This is a genomic window from Halomonas sp. A3H3 (assembly GCF_000982975.1).
Classification (GTDB): Bacteria; Pseudomonadota; Gammaproteobacteria; order Pseudomonadales; family Halomonadaceae; genus Vreelandella; species Vreelandella titanicae.
Genome location: NZ_HG423343.1, coordinates 1,641,506 through 1,667,170, shown reverse-complemented (window position 1 = coordinate 1,667,170; position 25,665 = coordinate 1,641,506). Strand labels below are relative to the sequence as shown.

Below are 25,665 nucleotides of genomic sequence, written 5' to 3'. Positions count from 1 at the left end.
TGCGACATGAGCACCGCTGCCAAGGCTATGAAGACCTCTAACGATGTCCCTATGCAGGCCCCCTCGCGGGAAATATGGGACGCCAAATACCGTCTTAAGGATCGTCATAGCCAACCCGTTGATCAGGACGTTGGTGCTACGTTTGAACGGGTTGCTCGTGCCCTGGCAGCGGTGGAGGGAGATAAAGCGGAAGAGTGGTTGCCCAAATTTCGCTGGGCGTTGGAAAACGGCGCGATTCCTGCCGGTCGTATTCTCTCCAACGCGGGGGCTGAGGCCTACAAGCCTGCGGTGAGCCTGATTAACTGCACTGTCTCCCGCACCATTCGTGACTCCATGCGCGATATCCTCGACTCAGTGGTTGATGCGGGTATGACGCTGAAATCCGGGGCGGGTATCGGCTACGACTTCTCGACGCTGCGTCATAAGGGCGCGTTCGTATTCGGCGCTGGCGCGGGCACCAACGGCCCACTGGCGTTTATGGATATCTACGACAAGATGTGCTTCACCGTCGCCTCTGCTGGTGGTCGGCGTGGTGCTCAGATGGGTACTTTCGATGTGGGCCACCCAGATGTGCGCGAGTTTATTCAGGCCAAGCGCGAAGCGGGGCGCCTACGACAGTTTAACCTCAGCTTGCTGATCACCGACGAATTTATGGAAGCGGTCAAGAACAATGCTGACTGGCCGCTGGCTTTTCCGCTGCACCCCGGTGAGAAAGAGGATGTCAAAGCGGAAGACTTGATCTACCGTGACTGGCCGGTAGTTGAAGAGGGCTACACGGTCGATGCCGAAGGCCGCGTCGCCTGCCGCATTGTCGAAGTGATTAAAGCGCGGGAGTTGTGGGACACCATTATGTCCTCCACCTATGACTACGCCGAGCCTGGCTTTATCCTGATCGACCAGGTTAACCGCATGAACAATAACTGGTTCTGCGAAGATATCCGTGCGACGAATCCCTGTGGCGAACAACCCTTGCCGCCAGAAGGCGCCTGCCTGCTAGGTTCTGTCAACCTAACCAAGTTCGTGATCGACCCCTTCGGCGCCGAGCCGCGCTTTGATTGGGAACGCTACCGCAAAGTGGTCGCGATCTTCACGCGTATGCTCGATAACGTGGTCGAGATTGCCGGTTTGCCGCTGCCCCAGCAGCAGCGTGAAATAGAAGCCAAGCGCCGTCACGGTATGGGCTTTTTGGGCTTAGGCTCAACGCTCACCATGCTCAAAATCCCTTACGGTTCTAAGCAGTCGTTGGTGTTCACTGATGAGGTGAGCCGGCACTTAGCGATAGAGGGTTGGAAGCAGGCGCTGGAGCTCTCCCAAGAGAAAGGCATGGCGCCGGTGCTTGAGCAGGAGCACACCATTACTCCCAAAATGTTGCGCGAGCGGCCTCAGTTGGCCAAAGATGGCTACGAAGTGGGCGATCAAGTGCCGGGGCGTATCCTACACGCCCGTTATAGTCAGTACATGGCCCAAGTGGCCGAGCTGGAGCCGGAGCTTGTGTCACAGCTAGCCGAGCACGGTGCGCGCTTCACCCACCACAGCTCGATCGCGCCGACCGGCACGATCAGCCTGTCGATGGGTAACAATGCCTCCAACGGTATCGAACCCTCCTTCTCGCACCGCTATTTCCGCAATATTATTCAGTCGGGCAAGAAGACCAAAGAGCAGGTCGAAGTCGTCTCCTTTGAACTGGCCGCCTACCGTCACTTTATTGCATCTGATGCGGTGGACAGCGACCTGCCTGACTACTTCGTCACCGCCGATGCGATATCTCCCGAACAGCACGTTGCCGTTCAGGCCGCCGCCCAGCACTGGGTGGATTCAGCGATCTCGAAAACGGTCAATGTGCCTACCGAGTTCCCCTTTGAACAGTTCCAGAACCTCTATTTGCAGGCTTATGAAAGCCGCTTAAAAGGCTGCACTACTTTCCGCTTTAATCCCGAAGCTTTCCAGGGCGTGCTCGTGCGGGAAGATGATCTTAAAAACACGACCTACGTATTTGAACTGGAAAACGGTGAAACCCTCGAACTAGCCGGGGATGAGAAGGTGATTTACGACGGTGAAGAGCATAACGCTGCCAACCTCTTTGATGGCTTAAAAGAAGGCACCTACGGCAAATGGTGATGCCGCGTTAAGCGCCATCTGTTTAAAAACGCACACCTTTGCTAAGTGGAGAACACCATGGCTGTAGAAATTACCTCAAAAATTGTTGGTTACCGTATCAAGCAGCAGGAGCAGGCCGTTCCCGTTCCTGAGCTACAAGATGAAGATCCGCTAACGGTACGTATACCTTCCCGTCCGGAAGGCACTTTGGAAGCCGTGTCTGAAAAGATTTCATACGTAGGCGCGGAAGGGCGTAAAAAAGTCTATTTGCTGGTGTCGTTTATGCCAGTGGAAGGCGTGATTGGCAGTAAGCGCGTGGTGATTGAGCGCCCGGTGGAGTTCTTTTTTCCGTCAGGGCAGCTCTCCAGCGAGCACCAGTGGATCACCGCGACCATGCGCAGCCTTTCGCTGGCGGCCCGCGGTGGTTACGTCACCCAAGCGGTGGCGGATCTACGCAAAGTGGCCTGGGACAAAGGCTTGGTACGCTGTGGTATGAACCGTTGGAATAAGCCAATGTTCCACGATTCGGAAGTGGCGGCGATTGCCTGGTCGATTCAGCAGATTCTTTATCGCCGCGGTTTTCTAGATCGGGATGGCAACCAGGTGCCGGTTGAAAAGCTGGTAGAGCGTTATGCTCATCGTATGGCTCACGGCCACGCTTGGCAGCCCGGTGCTGAAGACGAAGCTAATGATGCACCCATTGAAACAGGCGCGGTGGAGTCGATTGGCGGTGATAAGGCGACGAAGGGAAAAAAGCCTGAAGGCAGTGGCCCAGCCATAGTGGGTAACTGCCCCGAGTGCCGCGGTGAGCTGATCATGATGGATGGCTGCCCGACCTGCTATGCTGGCTGCGGCTGGTCAAAGTGTGGTTAGTTTTCTCAGGCGGAATCGCCTAACAGTGGCCGGACATTGTCGGTGAGGTAGCAATCGTCAAATTCACCTTCGGTGCATAGCGCGGATAAGTCTGGAATGGTGACATGGTGGCGGTCGCGAAATACTAGGCCGTCTTCACTAAGCGCCGTAAAGGTGCGGCTAACGTGTACCGGGCTTAGCCCGAGCACATCGGCTAACTGCTCCTGTGAGAGCGGCAGGCGGAACTGGTTGCTAATATCCGGGTTGGTTTGGCGCAGCCTTAAATACATTTCATACAGAAAATGCGCCATTTTCTTACGTGCACTGCGTCTGGCCAGAGTGACGAGGCGCTCAGTGAGCAGCGCCTGCTGACGGCTGCCAATGGCAAACATCACCGAGGTGAGAGGCAGCGACTGGCGAAATATTTCCAGCATACGTTTATGCGGGAAATGACAAATCACGCCATCATCAATCATGCGCACATTTTCAAGCCGCTGCGAGAAGGCAAACTCGCGCAACCCGATGATATCGCCCGGCAAAAACACTTCGAGAATCTGTCGGTCACCATTCTCTAAGTGACGGTAGGAGTAGGCCCAACCACTTTTTAGCGTGCAAAACTCATTGGCCGCATCGCCCATCTCCCAGAGTAGCGTGCCCGACTTAATATTGGTTGGGCTCTCCTCTAGCGCCATGAGCAATCCCTTCTCATCATCGCTTAATGAGCAGTAGTGATTGAAGTGCTTAATAATACAGCTGTTTTCCTGACCCACGACGTATCCCTCCAGCACAGGATTGGATAATACTGCTAACGATTATCTGCCCGCCACTATAAACGATGTGGCCATCTACTGCGTCGCCCAAATAGGCTAACTAGCGTACCTATTTAGCCTGGGGTGAGCAGCGCTCACCCCTCGAAAACCAGCGTCAACGCTTCGTTGCACGCTTGCCTCGCGCGAGCAGCGGCGCTAAGAAGCGGCCGGTATGCGAAACGTCCTGTTTGGCGAGCTGTTCCGGCGTGCCCTCGGCGATGATCTGTCCGCCACCTGAACCCCCTTCGGGGCCAAGATCGACAATCCAGTCGGCGGTTTTGATCACATCCAGGTTGTGCTCAATCACCACGATGGTATTGCCGTGATCGCGCAGACGGTGAAGTACCGTCAGCAGTTGGCGAATATCCTCAAAGTGCAGGCCGGTGGTGGGCTCATCCAAGATATACAGCGTTTTGCCGGTATCACGCTTGGCCAATTCACGGGCGAGTTTAACCCGCTGCGCTTCGCCACCGGAAAGGGTGGTGGCGCTCTGCCCTAAGCGAATGTAGGAAAGGCCTACATCTAGCAAGGTTTGCAGGCGACGTGCAATGGCGGGCACTGGGCTAAAGAACTCCAGGGCGTCTTCCACCGTCATGGCCAGCACTTCGTGGATGGTTTTACCCTTGTAATGAATGTCCAGGGTTTCGCGGTTGTAGCGTTTGCCCTTACAGACATCGCAGGGCACGTAGATATCCGGCAGAAAGTGCATCTCTACCTTGATCATGCCTTCGCCCTGGCACGCCTCGCAGCGCCCACCCTTGACGTTAAAACTAAAACGACCGGGCTTATAGCCCCGGGAACGCGCTTCTTGGGTGCCCGCAAACAGCTCGCGAATCGGCGTAAAAATACCCGTATAGGTGGCCGGGTTGGAGCGTGGCGTGCGACCAATCGGGCTCTGGTCGATATCGATGACTTTATCAAGCTGGTCGAGCCCCTCGATCTTCTCATAGGGCGCGGCGGTCAATGTTGTCGCGCGATTTAATTCGCGCGCCGCAATCGGCATCAAGGTGCCGTTGATCAACGTCGATTTACCTGAGCCGGAAACGCCGGTGATGGCGATAAACAGCCCCAGCGGCAGGCTAAGGGTGACGTTCTGCAGGTTATTGCCGGTAGCGCCGCGCACAATCAGCTGCTTTTCTGGATTGCCGGGTATGCGGTAGGGCGGCACGGCAATTTCCCGGGAGCCAGATAAGTATTGGCCGGTCAGCGAGTTGTGGTTGTCCATCACGTCTTGCGGGGTGCCCTGGGCAACGATTTCACCGCCGTGCACACCCGCACCTGGGCCGATATCCAGCACGTGGTCGGCGGCGCGAATAGCGTCTTCATCGTGCTCTACCACAATCACGGTATTGCCTAAGTCACGCAGTCGCTCAAGGGTTTTCAGCAGTCGGTCGTTGTCGCGCTGATGCAAGCCAATCGACGGCTCATCGAGAATATACATGACCCCGACCAGGCCTGCGCCGATTTGGCTGGCTAAACGGATACGCTGGGCTTCACCGCCGGAAAGGGTATCGGCACTGCGCTCCAGGTTGAGATAGTCCAGCCCCACGTTGACCAGAAACTCTAGCCGGGCGTGAATCTCATGGACGATTTTATCGGCGATCTCACCTTTGCGTCCTGGCAGGCTTAGGTCGGCAAAGTAGCGCCACGCCTCACCAATCGGAAAGCGCACAATCTCGGCGATATTGTGATCATCCACGTAAACATGGCGTGACTCTTTACGCAGGCGCGAGCCATTACAGGTGGCGCAGGGCTGTACGGCGATGTATTTGACCAGGTCATCGCGCACCATATTGGATTCGGTTTCCCGATAGCGGCGCTGCATATTGGGCAGTACGCCCTCGAAAGCGTGTTCGCGGGTCACTTTACGGCCGCGATCACCCACGTACACAAACGGTATCTGTTCGTCGCCGCTGCCGTTTAAGATAACCTCCCGCTCGTGGCGGGCGAGCTCTTGCCAGGGCGTTTCCAGCTCAAAGCCGTAGTGCTTGGCCAGTGCCTGGAGCTGGGTGAAGTAGTAAATATTGCGCCGATCCCAGCCTTTGATCACGCCTTCGGCAAGCGATAGCTCCGGGTGGCTGATGAGCTTGTCCGGGTCGAAGTACTGCTGTACGCCTAGCCCGTCGCAGGTAGGGCAGGCGCCCGCAGGATTGTTGAACGAGAACATGCGTGGCTCAAGTTCCGCCAGCGAGTAGCCGCACACCGGGCAGGCAAAGCGCGATGAAAAGGCAATATCGTCGCGTTCACCGTCCATAAAGTGAATCATGGCGGTGCCGTCGGCGAGGTTCAGCGCGGTTTCAAAGGACTCCGCCAAACGTTGGGCAAGGTCGTCGCGCACTTTGAAGCGGTCAACGACGACGCTGATATCGTGCTTTTTGCGCTTATCCAGTGGTGCGATGTCGTCCAGTTCCAGCACTTGGCCATCGACCAGGGCGCGTACGAAGCCCTGGGCGCGCAGCTCGGCTAATAACTGTAAATGTTCGCCTTTGCGGCCTTTGACTACCGGCGCCAGCAGCATCAGCTTGGTGCCTTCGGCGAGGTTCATGACTTGGTCGACCATCTGCGAGATGGTCTGGGCTTCCAAGTCTTCGCCATGTTCTGGGCAGCGGGGCGTCCCGGCACGGGCAAACAGCAGACGCAGGTAGTCGTAAATTTCGGTGATGGTGCCCACGGTCGAGCGCGGGTTGTGGGAAGTGGACTTCTGCTCAATGGAGATCGCAGGTGACAGCCCTTCGATGTGATCCACATCGGGCTTTTCCATCATCGACAGGAACTGGCGCGCATAAGTGGAGAGCGATTCCACGTAGCGGCGCTGCCCCTCGGCGTAAAGGGTGTCGAATGCTAACGACGATTTACCCGAGCCGGAGAGGCCGGTAATCACAATCAGCTTGTTACGGGGCAGCTCCACATCGATCTGCTTGAGGTTGTGGGTGCGGGCACCCCTGACCAGAATGCTGTCCATCAACACCTCGAATCGCGCGGCAAAAGCGTGATTATACGTTTGTCGGCACCCTCCCGGCAAAACCGCTTTCATAACCCAAGATAACCTGCGGCAACTCGCGACGTTTCCAGCGCCAGCCCAAACCGCTAGAATAGAGGATTGTCACAATCCACACTGACTCACCACATGCTTAACCACCATATAAAAGGGCATTATGCGCAAGGTTTCCGCACTATTGCTGGCCTCTGAACGACGTGCGATCAGTGGTTTGGCCGGGCTTTATGCATCGCGCATGCTGGGTCTGTTTATGGTGCTGCCGGTGTTGGCGCTGTATGCCGACACCCTTGAGGGTTCGACCCCGCTACTCGTGGGCGTGGCGCTGGGGATTTATGGTTTAACCCAGGCAACGCTGCAAATCCCGTTTGGCTTACTCTCTGACCGCATTGGTCGTAAGCGGGTGATTGCCATGGGGCTATTGATATTTGCACTCGGCAGCGTGGTCGCCGCTCTATCCGATACCATTATTGGTGTGATTGCCGGGCGAGCGCTGCAGGGTGGCGGTGCCGTTGCCGCGGCGATTATGGCGCTGCTGGCGGATCAAACCCGTGAAGAAGTGCGCACCGCCGCTATGGCCACCATTGGGCTCTCTATTGGCGTTTCGTTTGCGATTGCGATGGTGCTGGGGCCATGGCTTGCCGCCTGGGCTGGGCTGGCTGGGGTCTTCTGGTTTACCTCGCTACTAACGCTGGTGGGGCTGCTGGTGCTATGGCGCTGGGTGCCTGCCGCGCCGCGGCGGCGACGTCACCGCGATGTGGGCATGGATCGCCAGCAGTTTAAAAGTGTCATCACCCGCCCCGATTTATGGCGGCTGGATATGTCGATTTTTGCCCTGCATTTAGTGCTGATGGCGATATTTGTCGCGGTACCTTTTCGCCTGCTAGACGCCGGTGTAGCGATTGAGTATCACGGGCTGGCATATCTTGGCATTATGGCGCTATCGTTTGTGGCCATGGTGCCGCTGATAATTGTGGCCGAGAAGCAGCAGCGCATGCGTTTGATGTGCTTGGTTGCGATCGGCGCTATTGTGATTAGTTTGGCCGGGCTGGGGTTGCCACTCTCGCCAAGCTACTGGTTGTTTGTATGGCTGTTTGTGTTCTTCACTGGCTTTAACTTGCTGGAAGCGACGCTACCTTCCATGCTCAGTAAGTTGGCCCCGGCGGGCGCCAAAGGTACCGCGATGGGGGTCTACTCCACCAGCCAATTTTTAGGCGCTTTTTTAGGCGGTACGCTAGGCGGTTTACTGGCGCATTACGGTGGCCTCAACGCGGTTTTTATTGGCTGTGCTGGGCTTGCGCTATGCTGGTGGATCGCCATGTGGCGGATGCCCGCGCCGCCCCCGCTCTCCAGCGAAGTGGTGGCGCTACACGAGACTCAGGCAGATGCGCTCGACCTGTTGATGGAACACTTAGCCGATGTGGTCGGCGTCGAAGACGTAATGGTGGTGCCAGAAGAGCGTTTGGTCTATTTAAAGGTGAATCGCCAGCAGCTCGATCAGGCGGCGTTGAACAAGCTCATGGCACCCCCCAAATCTTAATCCAGCCGTGCCGATGAAGTGTGGCGGCGGTTGGCAATAAACTCTACATGACAGCTATTAAAGGAGCGCCTTATGGCTCGCGGCATTAACAAAGTCATTCTGATTGGCAACCTCGGGCAGGATCCAGAGGTGCGTTTCACTCCCAGCGGCACCGCTGTGGCCAACCTAAACCTGGCCACCACTGATACCTGGATGGATCGCCAAAGCGGTCAACGCCAAGAGCGCACCGAATGGCACCGCGTGGTGATGTTCAATAAAACCGCTGAGATCGCCCAGCAGTACCTGAAAAAAGGCTCCAAAGTCTATATTGAAGGGCGCCTGCAAACCCGTAAGTGGCAGGATCAGAATGGGCAAGATCGCTACTCGACGGAAATCGTTGCCAACGATATGCAGATGCTTGATGGCCGTAGCGGTGATTACCAGGGCGGTGGCGCTCCGCAAAATAACTATTCCCAGAACGCTCCTCAGAACGCCCCCCAGAATGCGCCGGCTCAAAATAATCCTGCTGCTAATCACCAAGGCGGCTATCCCCCTCAGGGTGGTGCGCCTCAAGGCGGAAATAACTACCCTGGCGGGCAGAGCCCACAACAGCCACCACGGCCCGCTCAGCCAGCACCGCACCAGGGCAACCAAGCTCCACCGCCCAACCAGCAGAACAGCAGCTACGGCGCTCCGGATCCGGGTAACTTCGACGACTTCGACGATGAGATCCCGTTCTAGCCAATACCTCTGGAATATGGTAGCGAATATGATGGGCAAGCCACTGATTTTTCATTGGTTTGCCCTTTTTTTTAATGATAAAAAAGTAGACAAAAGGTTTATTAGTCATATACTGAGAAAAACGTAGAGAATAGGGGCCCCATGCCGACGCTCACGATCAGAATACTTGGAGGGGGAGAACGTGTCCCATTCCTGCTAGATGACTCTGGTATCCCGATGTTCTATCCCACGCTGTTCGCTACGGTGCGTCTGCGTAACGCGGGAGCTGCGGTCAATACGATCAGAAACAAACTCGCTGATATCCTCGTGCTACTTCTGTGGGAGGCCCACAGCCAAAGAGATCTGATCGCTGAATTCACTCAGTCTCGTTTTTTGTCCCTCCCCGATATTCTATCCCTCCGTGATTTCATGAAACGCGACATACGTGATCTGAGGCCCGCGAAACCGAGAAATGGTTCTGCGTCGGTTCATGCGTTCATTGAAGCGCACGTGGGGCAAAGCGGTACACAAGCGTCTGTCTGCGCCTCACACCACTTCAACCGCATGACTACCGTGGCCGAGTATCTCGAGTTTCTGGCTACCGTGCTGACGCAGCATAAGCACAGTGCTCGCGATACTGACGCGATCCAGCAGATGGCCAAGAGCATCCGTAAACATCGGCCTCGTGGCTTGATCGGGTACGCTGACGGGGACCCACATGAGAAGTCCCCTCCCTCAGACCTGATCGAGCGATTCATAGCCGTCTCGGCAATCGACCATCCTCATAATCCTTTCCGCGATTCTGGCGTCAGGCTGCGCAACGCCATACTGTTCGGGCTGCTAAGGTATACGGGTATGCGGCGTGGTGAGCTTTTGAGCCTACGAATCGACCACCTTGAGCTCGGGAATGAGCCACTGGTCTGGCTGCGCCGCAACCAAGACGATGTCCTAGACTCTCGTCCCTACCAGGGGGTGCCGAAGACTAAAGAACGGGCCCTACCGATTCCTAGAGCTCTAGCAGACCAGATCCAGGACTACATCTTGAATGTACGCGCAAGCATTCCGCAGGCTCGAAGACATCCGTACTTGATAGTGTCTCATCAGAAAGGACCGGGATACGGCAAACCATTGTCTGCCGCTGCCCTCGGTACCCAGATCATGCGCAAGATGCGTAGAGTCGATCCTGACTTTGTTGCTATCCATCCACATGCATTTCGGCATCACTTCAACTATGAGCTGTCGCTGCGAATCGATGATCACAACAAAAAGGCGCGTAGCGGCGCTGCCAAATATGTAAATCTGGAGCCCATCAGTGAGGCGCGAGAGTTGGACATTCGCGCAGCCCTGAATGGCCACCGAAGCCGAGAGTCTGGCGCCGCCTACAATCAGCGTCATATTCGAGAAACAGCCGATAGAGCAATTCGCGAACTACAAACAGGCTTAAATACGATGGATCTTTCGAGGAGTAAGCATGAGGAGTAACGCAGAAGGCTGGCCTCGAGAGATATCAGGTGCGAAGAAGTCTATATCCAAGGATGGCTATACGTTTTCTCCAGATGATGATCATTGGCAGTTGAATAAAGACGTGATTATTTATTTGGGAAGAGCCTCTGAGCTTCCAGAGCCAACACAGCATGGTTTTCGGTCTGCACTAAAAAGATATGCGGAAGAGTTGTCGGCTAAACATACGGTAAACATGGCTACCAGATTTAATCGTTTTCTTCGTGATACTGGGGCGCTTTCTATTTCGGCTGAAGCGCTTATGAATTGGCGTGCGGACCTAGGGGAGGAAAAACAATGGTACCTTGGAGGGCTTAAGGGGTTTTTGCTGGCCTGGCATGATTATGGTTTCCCAGGTGTCCCTACAGAAGTTGCGGAGTTATTGCAGCAGTGGCGTATCAAAGGCAATGATAAAGGCAAGGCAGTACTGGTGGCTTGCCCCGAAACGGGCCCGCTCACCGACCTGGAAATTCAATCTCTCTTGGATTGGGCCAACATGGCTGCGGCCTGTGAGCAGATCAGCTTTCGTGACTATGCCTATTTGTTGACGCTTGCCATGACAGCAAGGAGGCCAGTACAGATTGCGGCTCTGCGCGGCAAAGACCTCCTAAAGGAAACTTCGCGAGGCATACCTCAGTACAAGATCCGCGTTCCGCGTGCCAAGCAACGAGGTGGTGGGTTTCGGCATGCTTATCGGACGCTGGCGGTCATTGAAGACTTGTATCAAGTGCTCAATCACCAATATCACCTCTCTCTATCGAACGTAGAGAGAGCGGTAGGGGGAAAACTGGAACCGCATCTGAGGAATGAAATACCAGTTTTTATCAATCACGAAACCTTGGCGTCCGTAACCTGTGCCTCTGACGTTGCTGATCTGCTAACGGGGGAGCGGCCCGACGCGCTCCATGTGACCGTTGGGTCCCTTGCGAGGGGGCTTCAAAGCCTGGCGAGATTGTCTCGAGCTCGATCAGAACGCACTGGTGAGTTCATTCGCCTATCGGCGGTACGTTTTCGCCATACCCGAGGTACGAAACTACGGCGTGACGGCTTTGGAGCGTACGTGATTGCCGAATTATTGGATCATTCGGATATCCAGAATGTGCGGGTCTACTGTGAGAACACTGCGCAAGAGGCCGCCATTATTGATGAGTACGTAGGAGCGAAGCTGGCTCCATTCGCTCAGGCGTGTATGGGAACCTTGGTCTGGTCAGAGCGAGAGGCCATTCGTGGCAACGATCCTGGAAGTCGTGTGCCGAATCATCAACAGCAGGCAGTTGGCACATGTGGCCACTATGGTTTTTGTGCCAGTGGATATCGAGCCTGTTATACCTGTCATCATTTTCAGCCTTGGGTCGAAGGTCCGCATAGAGAAGTTCTCAAGGAGCTTTATGAGGAGAAGCACCGCACTCGGGAAGCGGGGTGTGACGAGCTGATTGTACAGGCAAACGATCAGCTAATCCTGGCTGTTGAGCATTGCGTCTCTATGTGTGATCAGTCGCAGCAAAGTAGTTCATTAAATGAGTCAGTGACGGAGAGGGCGGATGGCTGAAGTCTTTCAATTTTATCCTCGCGCGGAAGTGGATGCGAAGCAAAATCTGGCGGACTTCATTTGTTTGGCAAGGGAGAGACTAACCGCCTTTTCCGAGAGGGGGGCATGGGACAGTGATCGTTGGAAGCAGGGCAAGACGGTTGCGGTGTTTGCGACGAAGACAGCGCCGCTTGGAACATATTCCTATACTCCAATGGCTGACCCTTTTAAGCAGTTTGCCAAAGCCTATATTCGTTATACTTTTAGTCATCGGCCAGTTGTATCCGTCATGTATTCGTTGCATGCGCTTCGCTGCCTTGAAGCAGCTTTACTTGAAGTGCATGGAGAGGCGGATATTTCTCATCTGAGTCAAGTTGTCCTGGATGTTAGTGCGGAAAAGTGTCGGGAGTTCTTTTCTAATGCTGATGTATGGCATAAAACAGGCCTGAAGATACAGCATGTTTGCGAGTTCTGTATCCGACATAGATTGGTGCCCTCTTTTCCCCAGTGGCAATCTCCTTTCAAGAAACCTAAGATTCTGACTGAATCCCTTGATGATGGCGGTGGAAAACACCGTTCATCGAAGTTGCCCACTCATCAGGCAATGCTCATGGTGGCTGACCTATTTTCGAAAGCAGATGATGTAGAGTCGCGATACTTTTCCAGCATCATGGTGCTTCTCATGGTTGCGCCTAACCGAGTTTCTGAGGTGCTCGCGCTGCCTGTGGATTGTATCGGTTGGGAAGAAGATGATCAGGGCACATCACAGATGTTTCTTCGCTGGCACGCGGCGAAAGGCAAAGGGGCCATGAAGAAGTGGGTCGTGCCAGCCATGCAAGGAGTGGTTGAGGAGGCAGTAGGTCGTCTCAGAGAGATTGGCGAGCCAGCGCGCAAGGCTGCGAAGTTTGCATATGATCACCCTGGACGAGTCATGGCTGAAACAGGACAGGATGTGTTGCCTGAGCGCTCTAGGGAGGTCCGGCTGTCACCAGAGGAAGTATGTCGCATCATAGCGATCAAGCCTAAAGGTAACATTAGAGATAAACATGGTGCGCCCCGGTGGTCCTGTATTGGCTCTCAGAAGTGGCTCTCTAAGCTTGTTATATCTGAGGAAGTAACGTATGGGCGGTTAGCAGACTTTATGGCTGAGATCTATTGCGGTAGTGACTGGCCATATTCTGATGGACAGAAGACGACTTTGGTGTGGGATATGCTATGTCTCCATCGTGAAAATGAACTTCATCAGAGGTTTCAGACGAAACCTTTTTCCTGGCGTCTTCCTACAGCCAATGAAGTTAATAGTCGCATGAAGGTGCGCGATCGTTATTCCTTGTTTGAGAGGTTTGGACTCAAAGAAGCCGATGGCTCGCCGATTGGTTTAACGAGCCATCAATTACGGCATTGGTTGAGTACCATGTCGGAACGTGCCGGAATGGATGACTATACACTAGCCCAGTGGGCAGGACGTGCACGAGTTAGCGACAATCGACACTATGATCACCGAACGCCAGAGGAAAAGCTAAAAACGGCACAAGAGCTGCTTTACGGCGAGAAGCCAAGCGTTCTCGAGCGGTTCAGGGGAAAGGCCCCCGTGACCTATCAAGAATTAGGTGTGGATCGGTTGGGGACGGCTAAGGCAACCCTTTATGGTATGTGTACACATGACTACGCAATGGCCCCTTGTCAGAAGCAGATGGAATGTATGACCTGCAAGGAACATGTGTGTGTTAAAGGGGATCATGTCACCCTTGATCGGATAAAACTACTTGAAGAACAGACACAATCTCTGTTGGATCGTGCGCAGCTAGCTCATGAAGACGGTATTTTTGGTGCTGACCGTTGGGTGGACAATCACAAATGGAAGCTAGCTCATGTCCGCGCTATGCGTATAACACTCGAGCATCCAGAAGTGGCTGACGGTTCTTTGGCAAGAATCCCAGATGAGCATGATCCTTCCGCCGTTGAGCGAACATTGAGAATTTTAGGTGATGAGTTGGGCCCTGATAGGGAGCCAGTTATTGAACCCAAGATATTTCAGGCGTTATTGGGGTATGAAGATGCCTAAGAAAATAGTGACACGTAGCACGTTACCAAAGATTCTTCGTGAGCTTGATCGCTGGGAAGGGAAACTAACGTGGTCGCTTTTTTGTGCGCGTGTGGCGAAGGTGCTGGGTGTTGAGTCGATTTCGAAACACACAATGTATCAATATCCAGCTATCAAACAGGCTTTTCAACAGCGTCAACAGGATCTTAGAGAAGCCAGGGATTGTTTGCCACACGATTATAATATTGAAGCTGCTATGAAGAGAATTGCCTCACTTGAAGCAGAGGTCAAACGGTTAGAAGAGACGAATAATCTATTATTGGATCAATTTAGACGTTGGCAATATAATGCATATGCCCACAATGTACGCATGAATTCACTTAATTTCGATATTCCATTGCCTAAGGTAAACCGTACCTAGTGAAAATCCTCTCTTTGAGAGATTAAAAAAACCGTAAGTTTTGATGGTTTTATATTTCGACATACTTCCAAGGCATTTATGAAGGCGAGTTTGAGCATACCTATTAAAAAAAGAATCTTAAGATATTAAATCAGGTGTTTATGCGTACCCGCCATCCCGGATATGCCTGAGGTATTCCAGTACCTCATGAGTACGTCCTTGTGTCACTAGCTCCTGGGCAGTTAGCCCGCCTAATGCAGCTATAGGATAAGTATGATACCAGTTGAGCGCTTCTGGTCGGGATCCAGACCAGAGCTCAATTTCTTTTAATACCACCTCCTGTTTTGCACTTTCCTGCAGCTTGTTCAGTTTGCGTGGCATTGTTTCACCTTGAATTCATAGAAATAGCTCGAAGCCAGTATGTTCAGCTTAGCAAGGTACGTGTTAGGGGAGGGGAATTCTTAATTTCTATGCCGACTGTCTCAATAACACTGGATAAAGTCGAATTACGAGGGTGTCTTTATCTGACCTCAATGCTGGTGGCAGCCAGGTAGTATTTGTCACCGATTGGCGAGCAAGTAAGCCTAAAGGGAAGTGTTGACCTGCCTTTTGAAGTATGTGAGAGCCTTAGTGATTTAGTTGATATTCATTCAAGTAATTGATATGGCGTGACTTATAGACAGAAATGAACATTCCCATTTCAATCTGTAAATCAGGCTGGTGACAGCTAGGTAGTATCTGTCGCCGATTAAAGGACTCTGCAGTAAGCATTCGCTCGCATAGAGGTCCAACCTACAGGGCTCAAGGTGGTAGCATATCGGTAAATGATAATTTGCTTTGCCGGGGAGCTATCCGCATGGATGCCACTGTTAAACCGATCGCCGATCCCGTCGTCGTGACCGAGTTTGTTGCCCGCTGGAAGGGCAATGCCGGTAGCGAACGGGCCAATTTTCAGTCGTTCATGCGCGAGCTATGTGAGCTGCTGCAGCTGCCGCTGCCTGATCCTGGCAAGGCAGAGAACGCACACAATGCCTATGTGTATGAGCGCTTCATCGCCCCGCAGCGTGCAGACTCCACTACCGAGAAGCGGTATATCGACCTCTACCGCCGCGACTGCTTCGTGCTCGAGGGCAAGCAGACCGGTAAGACGCTGGCCACTCAGAGCCACCAGAACGCTATCAATGCGGCGGTGAGCCAGGCTGAGCGCTATGTGCGAGGCCTGCCATTGGAAGAGGTGGAGCACGGCCGCCCACCCTTCGTGGTGGTGGTCGACGTAGGCAACGCGATCTACCTGTTCTCAGAGTTCTCGCGCACAGGTGGCAACTACGTCGCCTATCCTGATCCACGGCGCCATGAGATCCGCCTAGACGACCTGCATCGACCCGAGGTGCAGGATCGCCTGCGCAGGTTGTGGCTCGATCCACATAGCCTGGACCCCAGCAAGCACGCGGCGCGGGTTACCAAACAGGTGAGTGCAACTCTGGCCCAACTGGCCAAGTCCCTAGAACAGGATGGTTTTGATGTGGAGCGGGTAGCTAACTTCCTCAAGCGTTGCCTATTCACTATGTTCGCTGAGGACGTAGAGCTGCTGCCTAAGGGTTCATTTCATGACCTGCTAGTCGATATAAAGGATCGAAACCCCGAGGCTTTTCCCCATGCCGTGAAGGGGCTGTGGGAGACCATGAACGCTGGGGGCTACAGCGAACGTCTGATGCAAACCATCAAGCGCTTTAACGGCGGGCTGTTTAAGGGCATCGACCCCATCCCCCTCACCGTCGAGCAGATTCAGTTGTTGATCGATGCTGCCAAAGCCGATTGGCGCTTCGTAGAGCCAGCGATCTTCGGGACTTTGCTAGAACGCGCATTGGATCCACGGGAGCGCCACAAGCTGGGCGCTCATTATACCCCGCGTGCTTACGTCGAACGCCTGGTGATGCCAACCTTGATCGAACCGCTGCGTGAGCAGTGGGGCGACGTACGGGCGGCAGCGGAGACACTGTTACGTCAGAAAAAGCGTGATAAAGCACTGCAAGAGCTTCGAGCTTTCCACTATCAGCTGTGCCAGATACGGGTGCTCGACCCGGCCTGTGGCTCCGCTAATTTCCTATACGTTTCTCTGGAGCACATGAAGCGCTTAGAAGGCGAGGTGTTGGGCTTCATCGCCGAGCAGAGCCAGGGCCAGGGCATGCTTGAGACCGAGGGCCTGACCGTTGACCCGCACCAGTTCCTGGGTTTGGAGCTCAATCCGAGGGCCGCGGCGATCGCCGAACTGGTCTTGTGGATCGGCTACTTGCAGTGGCACTACCGCCTAAACGACCGCCTCGACCTGCCTGAACCGATCCTGCGCGACTTCCATAACATCGAGTGCCGTGACGCTCTGATTGAGTACGACTGCCGCGAGCCGGAGTTGGACGAGAATGGCGAGCCAGTGACTATCTGGGACGGCATTGCCATGAAGGTGAGCCAGACCACCGGCGAGCTGATCCCTGACGAGACTAGTCGGACCAATGTCTACCGCTATCACAACCCACGCCGTGCCGAGTGGCCGGAGGCTGATTACATCATCGGTAACCCGCCGTTTATTGGGAATAAGCGGCTCCGCATCGCGCTTGGTGATGGCTATGTTGATGCTGTCAGAGCGGTCTACAAAGGTGCAGTCCCTGAGTCCGCCGACTTCGTAATGTACTGGTGGCACATTGCCGCTGAGACTGTACGTCATATCCAGGCACAACGTTTCGGGTTCATCACCACCAACAGCCTGCGACAGGCCTTCAATCGCCGTGTCCTGGAGCCCCACTTGGGCGATGCCAAGAGACCGCTCTCACTAGCCTTTGCGGTGCCTGATCACCCTTGGGTGGATGGTAACGACGGTGCCGCCGTGCGCATCGCGATGACGGTAGGCGTTGCCGGTGAGGCTTCGGGGGAATTGTGCCAGGTCGTCTCGGAGTCAGGGGTTGAAGATGGTAGCCGTTCGGTAATGCTGAATAGCCGATTTGGAAAACTGTTCTCCAACCTCGCCATTGGGGCAAATGTAGCCAGTGCTCAGGCTTTGAATGCGAATAGCCTGATTAGCAATCGTGGCATGATTCCTCACGGTGAAGGTTTTCTGGTCACTTGTGAACAGGGTGAGAAGCTTGATGGTGGTGCCTTGATGCGCCCTTATCGGAATGGCCGTGACCTGACGAGCAAGCCCCGTGGTATATATGTGCTCGATACTTTTGGACTGGAAGAGGACGAACTAAAGGCCCTCTATCCCGAAACTTGGCAATGGCTATTTGATAGAGTAAAACCTGTACGCGAACAAAAGAAAGACAAAGCTATCAGGGAAAAATGGTGGATGTTCGCTCGCTCCCGCCCTGATATTCGTGAAGGGGTTATCGGGAAGCGTCGCTATATTGCTACGGTGCAAACTTCAAAACATAGGTTTTTCACTTTCCTGTCTTCTGATGTCGTTCCAGATGACAAGCTGATTGCCATTGCGCTTGATGATGCTCAGTGGTTTGGTGTGATGTCTAGCCGGGTCCATGTTCTTTGGGCTTTAGCTGCCGGGGCTACTCTTGAAGATCGCCCGGTATACAACAAAAACAGCTGCTTTGATGCCTTTCCCTTCCCGATCCTCAACGCTGAACAGTCCTCCAATATAGGAGCACTAGCCGAGCGAATTGACGCACACCGCAAGAAGCAGCAGGCGGCTCATCCATCCCTGACGCTGACTAGCATGTACAACGTGTTGGAGAAATTGCGTGCTGGTGAGGCGCTGGCCGACAAGGACAGGACGATCCACCAGCAGGGACTGGTCTCTCTGCTGCGCGAGCTTCATGACGAACTCGACCGCGCCGTCTTTGAGGCATACGGATGGGCGAGTCTTGCCGATACGCTGGTGGGCCGCCCTGGGGCCACCACACCGCTGCCCGACAAGCCCACCGACCAGGCCGAAGCAGAGGAAGAACTACTGATGCGCCTGGTGGCACTCAATAAACAACGTGCTGCCGAGGAGGCCCAAGGCCAGGTGCGCTGGGTGCGCCCGGATTACCAGGCGCCGGGTGCCACCCAGGTAGGCGTCGAGCTGGCCACCGAGCAGGCCGAGGCGCCCAAGACTGCTGCGTCGGTCGCCAAAGGTAAGGCGACCTTCCCGAAGGCAGTGCCCGAACAGCTTAAAGTGCTACGCGAGGCTTTGGCCGTGCGCCCCCATACTGTCGAGAGTTTGGCCGAGCTGTTCAAGCGGAAACCGCGGAAGTCCGTTGAGGAAGGACTGCTTTCGCTTGCCGCTGTGGGACGCGCTGAGCATGAGCACGAGACTGATACTTGGTTTGCCATAGGGTGATTTAGTGTCCGATATACAACAACAGAGCAGCGGCCAAAATTCCTATCTCCGGCCATATCCAGTCCCCCAAGGGGCTGAGATTACTTGTCTATGGCTCGAAAGTAATAGGGATAAACATTACTGGAATCTACTGACTGTGATTGAAGAGGAGTCTGACGGGCAACCGTGGTCACCGGAATGGATTACTGAAGAAGCTGAGGGCCGAAAATATCCTTTAAGACTTAAGTCTTTGAGTTGCGACAGGCAAGGGGTTGCTGCTTCAAAGCGCCCTGCCTCCAGATAGAGTAAGAGGGAGCAGTATGAAGATTATTGTCAAGGGTTTGGGTTTGCACGGCAGTGAAACGAAAGCGGTCAGTCGAATGGAGGCTGAGCTACGTAACTCATGGTACGCCTACGCTTCAGTTTTGATTACAGACTCCCAAGGCTCGATGGAATTCGACCTGATCATTATCACTCATGATCGAGTTTTGGTTGTAGAACTGAAGAACTGGCGGGGCGAGCTGACCTCTTACGATGGCAATTGGTACATTAACGGGAGGTTCCGTTCCAAGAGTCCTTACCATACTAAACGAGACCAGGGATACCGATTAGTAAACATCCTCCGAGAATATCTACATCACTCTTTGGGCTACACCCCCTATGTCGAAGCCCATGTAGTGTTGTGTGGTGAGGCAACTCCGAAAAACTTGCCAGCCGGCGAGCGCAACTTCGTTCATACCTTAGATGAGTTCATGAGTATCCGCGATATCGACGGGTACAATGCCATCATTACTGGCCCTCAGAATGTCAAATTTGACTCCGTTAATCGGCTTCGCCCCAACGATGAGGCCAATAGAAAGCACTTCGACAACTTCTTTCGAGGTAGCCGGGTAGAGCCCGCTAGCTTTAAAGTGAAGGGCTACGAGGCGTCAGAACTCCCCGATTACCAACATGAGAACAATCTATTCGCCGAGTATCCCGCGAAACATGAGAAATTCCATGCCCAACGCGCAATGATTCGCCGTTGGGATCTGACAGTACTGGGCATCCTTAACCGCGAGGATAGCATCTGGGAAAAGATCGTCACTCGCGAAGACCATCTTTATAGGATGGCTTCTGCAACCAATAGCCCCCTGCAGCACTATATGCTACGTCCTCTCGACCCACCTGACGAGGACAACATCGCAGCCGACTGCGTGGCCATGTACGAGGTCAAAAACAACACTCGTCGCCTAAGCGATTACATTACTCTCAATGCCCATAAGTGGAGCCCTGAGCAGAAGCTGGATATTGTGCGTGCACTACTCTCTCCGTTTGCTGAGTTACACAGCATGGGTGCTGCGCACCGGGATATCCAGCCACATAACCTCTGGTACGCCGAGGACAGTGCCTACATCCTGGCAAGCGGTTTCCATGCGTCATTCTTGCCTGAGAAGGGCACAGTTAAGGATCTAAGCACGCACCTCAAAAGTTCGTATTCGATGATTCCAGAGGACGTTTACGGCAGCGAGGGCGACATACGAAACCCCTTCGCCCAAGACGTCTATTTGCTGGCGATCATTGCCCATAAGATCTGCTTCCCCGAGCATAAAATGGAAGTTGATGAAGGTGTGGCCATCTGGCAGCCAATCGAAAACGACCCTTTTGAAGGAAAACTGAACGACTTCTTTTCCAAGGCGATGGATCTAGAACATCAGAACCGCTTCGCTAACGCTGCCGAAATGCACGCAGAGTTCAACGCAATCTCTCTGGGCAAGGACGAACCCTACGATGACGCGCAAACGGTCATTCAGGAGTTGGCTAAGGGCAATTTCATAAAACGTGATTTGAGCCCATTTGCGCTTATGAGCCATTTCCCCCCTATCCCTGGCGAGGCTCCGCCATTGTTCGGAGAAAAAATTGTCTACCCCTGCATGGTCAATGGTGAGAAAGGGTTGCTCAAGTTTTGGCAGAAAGCTGCCATAGACCTTAAGAATCCAGGCACGAATAGAAGGCTGTTGCGTTTACGCCGCCGTATTGAAAATTCGATTGATGCTGATCTGCCTATCTCAGGCGTGATGCAGTACGGCATGTTTGGCGAAGGTTCTGGGCTTTTCATTTTGACTCGCTATGAAGAGGGCACGACATGGGATGAGCATGCTAAAACGCTGATTGCCAGAGAAGACAAGCTCCACTGTGCTCTTGCAGTTTGCGAACTGATCATCCAGATCCACAGTAGCGATTTTTCCCATGGCGACCTGCATCCCGGAAATATTCTCGTGCGAGATGGTGCAGGTAAGGTTGATCAAGAAAGCAAGCCGGCTCCGCAGATGCTGTTGATCGACGCGTTAGACTACGGAGACACATCTGACCCCTACAACACCGAATATGGCCCGTCTAATCCTGCTTCTACCGATGGCTTCGGTCGCGATAAGTTCGCAGTGTACCGCATGGTGGAAGAACTATTCGGCGATTCTATCTCACGCGAGCTACGAGCAGAGCTCCAGGCCGCCTCCCAACAGCCAGAGGGCATCCCCGTCGATCTCGTACTGTTGCGTGATTGCCTCAAAGCTGAGCTTGAGCACCTGTCGGCGCCCCCAAAGATATCAGAGCCACCACTTCGTCTAATCCATCAGGACATGCAGCTCCCAGCACAGGCTAGCCTGTTGCAGGAGGAGGGGCTGGAGTATCACCTTAGCGTCAGCATCTCATCCAAGAATAAGCTCGAGCTGTTCTGTGTTATTACGGCGCATTACAAAAAGTTGCACGTGCTCCTCAATCCTGAAAACCGAAACATCTCAGGTGCCTGGATCACTGACTCGGGGCTCAACGATTACGCCAATGCAGCCCAGCGGGCTCAGTACAGCTTTACCACACCAATCTCCGTTGAGCGCGGCTTTATGCCGACCGACAAACCTAATTCCTTCATCGAATTTATGATGAGCCAGGATGCGGTTCTGGATCTGCTTGAAGACATGTTCGGTACCGAAGAGAAGGAACTGGCTGAGGATGACACGCTACAGAAATGTGTAGAACAGACTGTCAAGCCTCATCATATCTGGCATGCACTCATGGAAACCGAAGGAGAGCAGCGTCTCAAGGTGGAGGTTGGCAGCAGTGAAATAGAAGAGAGCAAGTCGGGTGCTTGGCTGATCCCGTGCATTTTGAAAACTGGCAACGAGCTAGAGTTTCCCGTCGATGATGACGAAGAAATCGGGATCTATCTGGCTGATGAGACTCGCCAGTTTGGCTGGGTGATACCTGAAGAGTCAGGTGATGAGATCCTGGCGGTTAAAACCCAGAACGAATCTCTTTCTGCTTTTAAGAAGCGCGTCACCGAGGGCACAAAGTTGTTCTTTGAGTCTAAACGAAACCACGCTTCTCGTTTCCGTCGGCAGAAGGCCATGGACAGAGTGCTGACGGGCAACTCCCGTATCCACAATCTGCCTGGCTATTTCGATGAAGAAGGCACCGTTCGATCCAAGGTTGTCCATTCAGTGCCCACCGAAGAGGATATCCGACTTCGATACGATAACCAAAACGGTTCGAACGAGCAGCTCAACCCCAAACAGGTGGCTGCTTTCCAAAAAGTCGTCAGTCAAGCCCCTATTTCGGTGCTCCAGGGGCCCCCAGGTACGGGTAAGACGGCCTTCGTCAGCAAGCTGATCCACTATCTCTTCGAAAATGGTTTGGCGGGCAATATCTTGCTGGTAGGGCAGTCACACACATCGGTGGATACCGTGGCTATCAAAGCCAAGGAGCTCTGCGAGGATTTGGGTAACCAAATCAGTCTAGTACGTCTCGGGCAAGAGCATCTGATCGATGCGAAACTACTGCAGTGCCACTCCAGCTCCATTCAACGCAAGATGCGCCACAAGTTTCAGCGCGAGTACGAGAAGCGCATCAATGTCCTAGCCCCCCGGCTACTACTGGATCAGGAATTCATTGAGGACATTGCCAAGTTACACCGTAGCATCAGCCCTCTGCTTTCTCGCATCGCGGTGCTTATGAGCAACATTAATGACCTCAGTGAGCGGCGCGAACCAAGCTCTGATCGCCAGGCACGCATCGCAGAGTTCAAGCGAAGCCTGGAAGACTGCAAGCAGATCGTCGAAAACAATATCCAGACCCGAGGCTATGAGTTTGAACTGCCCGAAGTCACTGATCCGGGCTATTGGCGCGAATTGGTTCGCCAAATTGCCATGAGCCATGGCGTTACAAATCAGTTGGCTATCCAGCAACTGAATCATTTGATCGAAATCAGCAAGGATTGGATTGATGTTCTCGCGTCGGGCTCGGCAAGCTTTGACCGTTTCTTCGTGAAATCCAGCCAGTTGGTAACCGGCACTCTAGTCGGCATGGGCGCTAAATGGCTCAACATCGAAGAGCAGGAGTTCGACTGGGTTATCGTTGATGAGGCGGGTAGGGCTCAGGCTTCCGAATTGATGATTGCTATGCAATGCGCCAAGCGTGCGCTGTTGGTAGGAGACCACCGCCAATTGCCCCCGCAGTATGAGCTTTCACACATACGCCATGTTTCGCGCAAACTTGGAGTAGATGAGGCAGAGATTAGAAAGACAGACTTCGAGCGCGCATTCATCGCCAACGATGGTATCGCTCTCGATACTCAATACCGCATGATTGAGCCAATTGGCGCTATTATTTCGCACTGTTTTTACGATGGTAAGCTCAAGAGCCATCGGAAGCAGGCACCTGAATGGTTCTCTGAACTTCCGTATCCGCTCAACAAACCGGTCACTTGGATCGACAGCGGTACCGGTGATCGCGCTCTCTTTGAGGATGACGACGGCAGTGGTGTGATCACTAATCGACACGAGATTGCGGTTGTCACTTATATGCTTAGGCAGCTTGCCAACTCTGAATCCCTTGAAAAGCTGCGGGCCAATCAATCGGAAAAGCAGCCTTTCCCTATAGGCATTATCGTCATGTATCGGGCGCAGAAGAAATTGCTGGAGGCAGAGCTATCGAGGGCTGAGTGGATGGCACCGCTTCGAGATCTTTGTCACATCGATGTGGTGGATGCGTACCAAGGGAAAGAGAGAACTATCGTTTTTCTCAGCTTGGTTCGAAACAACCCTGAGCGCAAGCAGGGCTTCTTGGTAGATGCATCCCGTATCAATGTTTCCCTTTCCCGTGCGCAGGAACGCTTAGTCGTGATCGGTTCCAAGAACATGTGGGATGCATCAAACAAACAATCGTCGCTGGCAGATGTATTGAGCTTCATTAGCGAGCAAACCATTGCTGGAAACGAGAATTACGAGTTTGTCGATGGAACAACCGTTATTGAGGGCACACGACATGCATGACGAAATCGAAACTAGTGGCGTACGTCTGTGCAATACCATATCGCTGCTGATCCCAGCCTATAGCTATCACATCAACTGTGCCTGGACTCAGGAGATCCCGCTGCCGGCGATTGAGGAGTTCACCTGCAGGCTGCTCATTGCCCTACGTGAGGTGACTTCTAGCGAGGTTCAGCAGTACTTCGGTTTAAGCAAGCGCGAGTGTGACGTGCTCATCGAAACTCTGCATAAGAATAAGCTAGTCACCTACTCCAACGAGGGCATGCTTATTCCCACGAACATGCTTATGGACAGGACAAAAGGCAATCCTGAAGCAGTACCCAGCCTGACAAAGTATGAGGTGCGCACTGAAACTGTAGTCTTTGAAGCGCTAACGGTTTCGGTCATGCCTTCTAAGGCCTACAACCGAAGTCGATTTGGTTTGCCACAACTCCCGATACCGGAGGATAACCACAGTCCTGCGCCAGAAATGATCGCTGAAAAGTTTGGGGGGCAGTATCGGGCATTTCTGGACTACTCGCGTCGTCCAGAAGTCGATACGAAGAAGACCCGACTATACAAGGTGGATGGATGCAGTCCGGGTAGGTTTATTCAGATCCCGATCGACCTTGAAATTTGGGTGCGCCCAACCAGGGAGGGAGACCTGGAGATCATCAAGAAAGTAGCCGAGAAAGTTAGCAGCGAACGACACCGGCCGTTGTCCATGGAGGTTGAGACTAAAATCTCCGATTATCTCAATAGCCTCAAGATGCCTACCAAAGGGATGAGCATCCACCGCTACTGCAACGTCTTCGATGACCAGGTGCTGGATCGCTACATTGACGACAGAGGCTTGGATCTGAATCGCTGGCTCATCGATCACGCCAACCGCAAGACTGGCTATGGCACACCTGCCACGCGCTCGATGATTGGCCCAATCTTTGATCGTAACAACAAGAAAACAATCGACCGGATGCTCGAAGAAGTGTCTAAGGATTGGAAACCCAACGAGATACAACGAGCCTTCTGGCTATCGAGTTCTGCACCGCTGTGGGGAGCCAGCGGTTATCTCATGAGTGACTTCTGCAATGAAATATCCCGGCGCCTCACTGAAGATCGTGAGAGCTGTGGACCAGTAACAGCTATCATGCCTTATGAGGAAAATAGGGACCTTGGACATTTGAAGTCAAGCCTGCATACGCGAATCCCTAATGGCATCGCGTACATGGGTGGCGATCTGCAAACTCAGGTTGAGTTATTCCTGATCCCTGGCCAGCTAGCCGTGGTCCAATATCATGTTCAACCCGACAACGCGAGCGCCGTGACGGTACCGATCGGCTATGTGACCGTGGACAAGCCCCGCCTGGAGAAGATCGAGACTTACCTCGACCGTCTGGTCAAAGGCCGAGGCCAACCCGCGCTCGCGTGGAGTGAAAACGATGCTGATATCAACGAGATCATGGGGGATTGCCGTACCCATTACTCTCAGACAAATCGTAGGCCAATCCTGAGGCTCAATAAGGCCACCTCAGCGCCGAGGAAGGTCGATCAAGATGGTGAATAACCGTCTATAGGTCTGGAACCTATGAGCAGGGCGTATGCTATAAGTGTCAGTA

The 25,665-nt window shown here is 53.6% G+C and carries 14 protein-coding genes; 11 read left to right on the top strand and 3 right to left on the bottom strand.

Features of this window, described 5'->3' with window-relative positions; all coding sequences use genetic code 11:
* The first annotated feature begins 6 nt into the window (after positions 1 to 6).
* Positions 7 to 2,118 (top strand): adenosylcobalamin-dependent ribonucleoside-diphosphate reductase, encoded by a 2,112-nt coding sequence (locus HALA3H3_RS07280; RefSeq protein WP_022520914.1) that lies wholly within the window; start codon positions 7 to 9, stop codon positions 2,116 to 2,118.
* A gap of 57 nt (positions 2,119 to 2,175) precedes the next feature.
* The gene (locus HALA3H3_RS07275) at positions 2,176 to 2,970 is read left to right on the top strand and encodes a hypothetical protein (protein WP_022520913.1); all 795 of its coding nucleotides are present in this window, start codon (positions 2,176 to 2,178) and stop codon (positions 2,968 to 2,970) included.
* 5 nt (positions 2,971 to 2,975) lie between these two features.
* Here HALA3H3_RS07275 and HALA3H3_RS07270 read toward each other — a convergent pair whose 3' ends face one another.
* Together HALA3H3_RS07270 and uvrA are read right to left on the bottom strand one after the other, a co-directional pair.
* A complete protein-coding gene (locus HALA3H3_RS07270) occupies positions 2,976 to 3,719 on the bottom strand; it encodes a Crp/Fnr family transcriptional regulator (protein ID WP_022520912.1) in 744 nt (247 codons plus the stop codon).
* 154 nt (positions 3,720 to 3,873) lie between these two features.
* Positions 3,874 to 6,720: an excinuclease ABC subunit UvrA gene (uvrA, locus tag HALA3H3_RS07265; protein ID WP_022520911.1), complete on the bottom strand. Its 2,847-nt coding sequence runs from the start codon at positions 6,718 to 6,720 to the stop codon at positions 3,874 to 3,876.
* A 193-nt stretch (positions 6,721 to 6,913) separates the two neighbouring features.
* On the opposite strand from uvrA, the gene HALA3H3_RS07260 reads away from it, so the two are divergent.
* From HALA3H3_RS07260 to HALA3H3_RS07235, 6 genes are all read left to right on the top strand, one after another.
* Positions 6,914 to 8,293 (top strand): MFS transporter, encoded by a 1,380-nt coding sequence (locus HALA3H3_RS07260; RefSeq protein ID WP_009288452.1) that lies wholly within the window; start codon positions 6,914 to 6,916, stop codon positions 8,291 to 8,293.
* Positions 8,294 to 8,365: 72 nt separating this feature from the next.
* A complete protein-coding gene (locus HALA3H3_RS07255; protein WP_022520910.1) occupies positions 8,366 to 9,013 on the top strand; it encodes a single-stranded DNA-binding protein in 648 nt (215 codons plus the stop codon).
* A gap of 141 nt (positions 9,014 to 9,154) precedes the next feature.
* Complete coding sequence (locus HALA3H3_RS07250; protein WP_022520909.1) at positions 9,155 to 10,474, top strand: site-specific integrase; 1,320 nt, start codon at positions 9,155 to 9,157, stop codon at positions 10,472 to 10,474.
* Positions 10,464 to 12,041, top strand: a complete 1,578-nt coding sequence (locus tag HALA3H3_RS07245; protein ID WP_022520908.1) for a site-specific integrase — start codon at positions 10,464 to 10,466, stop codon at positions 12,039 to 12,041. The genes HALA3H3_RS07250 and HALA3H3_RS07245 overlap by 11 nt, the downstream gene beginning before the upstream one ends.
* Positions 12,034 to 14,085: a hypothetical protein gene (locus tag HALA3H3_RS07240; protein ID WP_022520907.1), complete on the top strand. Its 2,052-nt coding sequence runs from the start codon at positions 12,034 to 12,036 to the stop codon at positions 14,083 to 14,085. Before HALA3H3_RS07245 ends, HALA3H3_RS07240 begins: the two co-directional genes overlap by 8 nt.
* Entirely contained in the window at positions 14,072 to 14,485 is a 414-nt protein-coding gene (locus HALA3H3_RS07235; RefSeq protein ID WP_022520906.1) for a hypothetical protein, read from the top strand. The genes HALA3H3_RS07240 and HALA3H3_RS07235 overlap by 14 nt, the downstream gene beginning before the upstream one ends.
* A 138-nt stretch (positions 14,486 to 14,623) precedes the next feature.
* Here the strand turns inward: HALA3H3_RS07235 and HALA3H3_RS07230 are convergent, their stop codons facing one another.
* On the bottom strand, positions 14,624 to 14,845 hold the full coding sequence (locus tag HALA3H3_RS07230; RefSeq protein ID WP_022520905.1) for an antitoxin Xre/MbcA/ParS toxin-binding domain-containing protein: 222 nt from the start codon (positions 14,843 to 14,845) through the stop codon (positions 14,624 to 14,626).
* Positions 14,846 to 15,320: 475 nt separating this feature from the next.
* On the opposite strand from HALA3H3_RS07230, the gene HALA3H3_RS07225 reads away from it, so the two are divergent.
* From HALA3H3_RS07225 to HALA3H3_RS07215, 3 genes are all read left to right on the top strand, one after another.
* Positions 15,321 to 18,788, top strand: a complete 3,468-nt coding sequence (locus HALA3H3_RS07225; RefSeq protein WP_022520903.1) for a class I SAM-dependent DNA methyltransferase — start codon at positions 15,321 to 15,323, stop codon at positions 18,786 to 18,788.
* A gap of 299 nt (positions 18,789 to 19,087) precedes the next feature.
* Positions 19,088 to 24,073: an AAA domain-containing protein gene (locus HALA3H3_RS07220; RefSeq protein WP_022520902.1), complete on the top strand. Its 4,986-nt coding sequence runs from the start codon at positions 19,088 to 19,090 to the stop codon at positions 24,071 to 24,073.
* Entirely contained in the window at positions 24,066 to 25,613 is a 1,548-nt protein-coding gene (locus tag HALA3H3_RS07215; RefSeq protein ID WP_022520901.1) for a hypothetical protein, read from the top strand. Before HALA3H3_RS07220 ends, HALA3H3_RS07215 begins: the two co-directional genes overlap by 8 nt.
* The last annotated feature ends 52 nt before the right edge of the window (positions 25,614 to 25,665 follow it).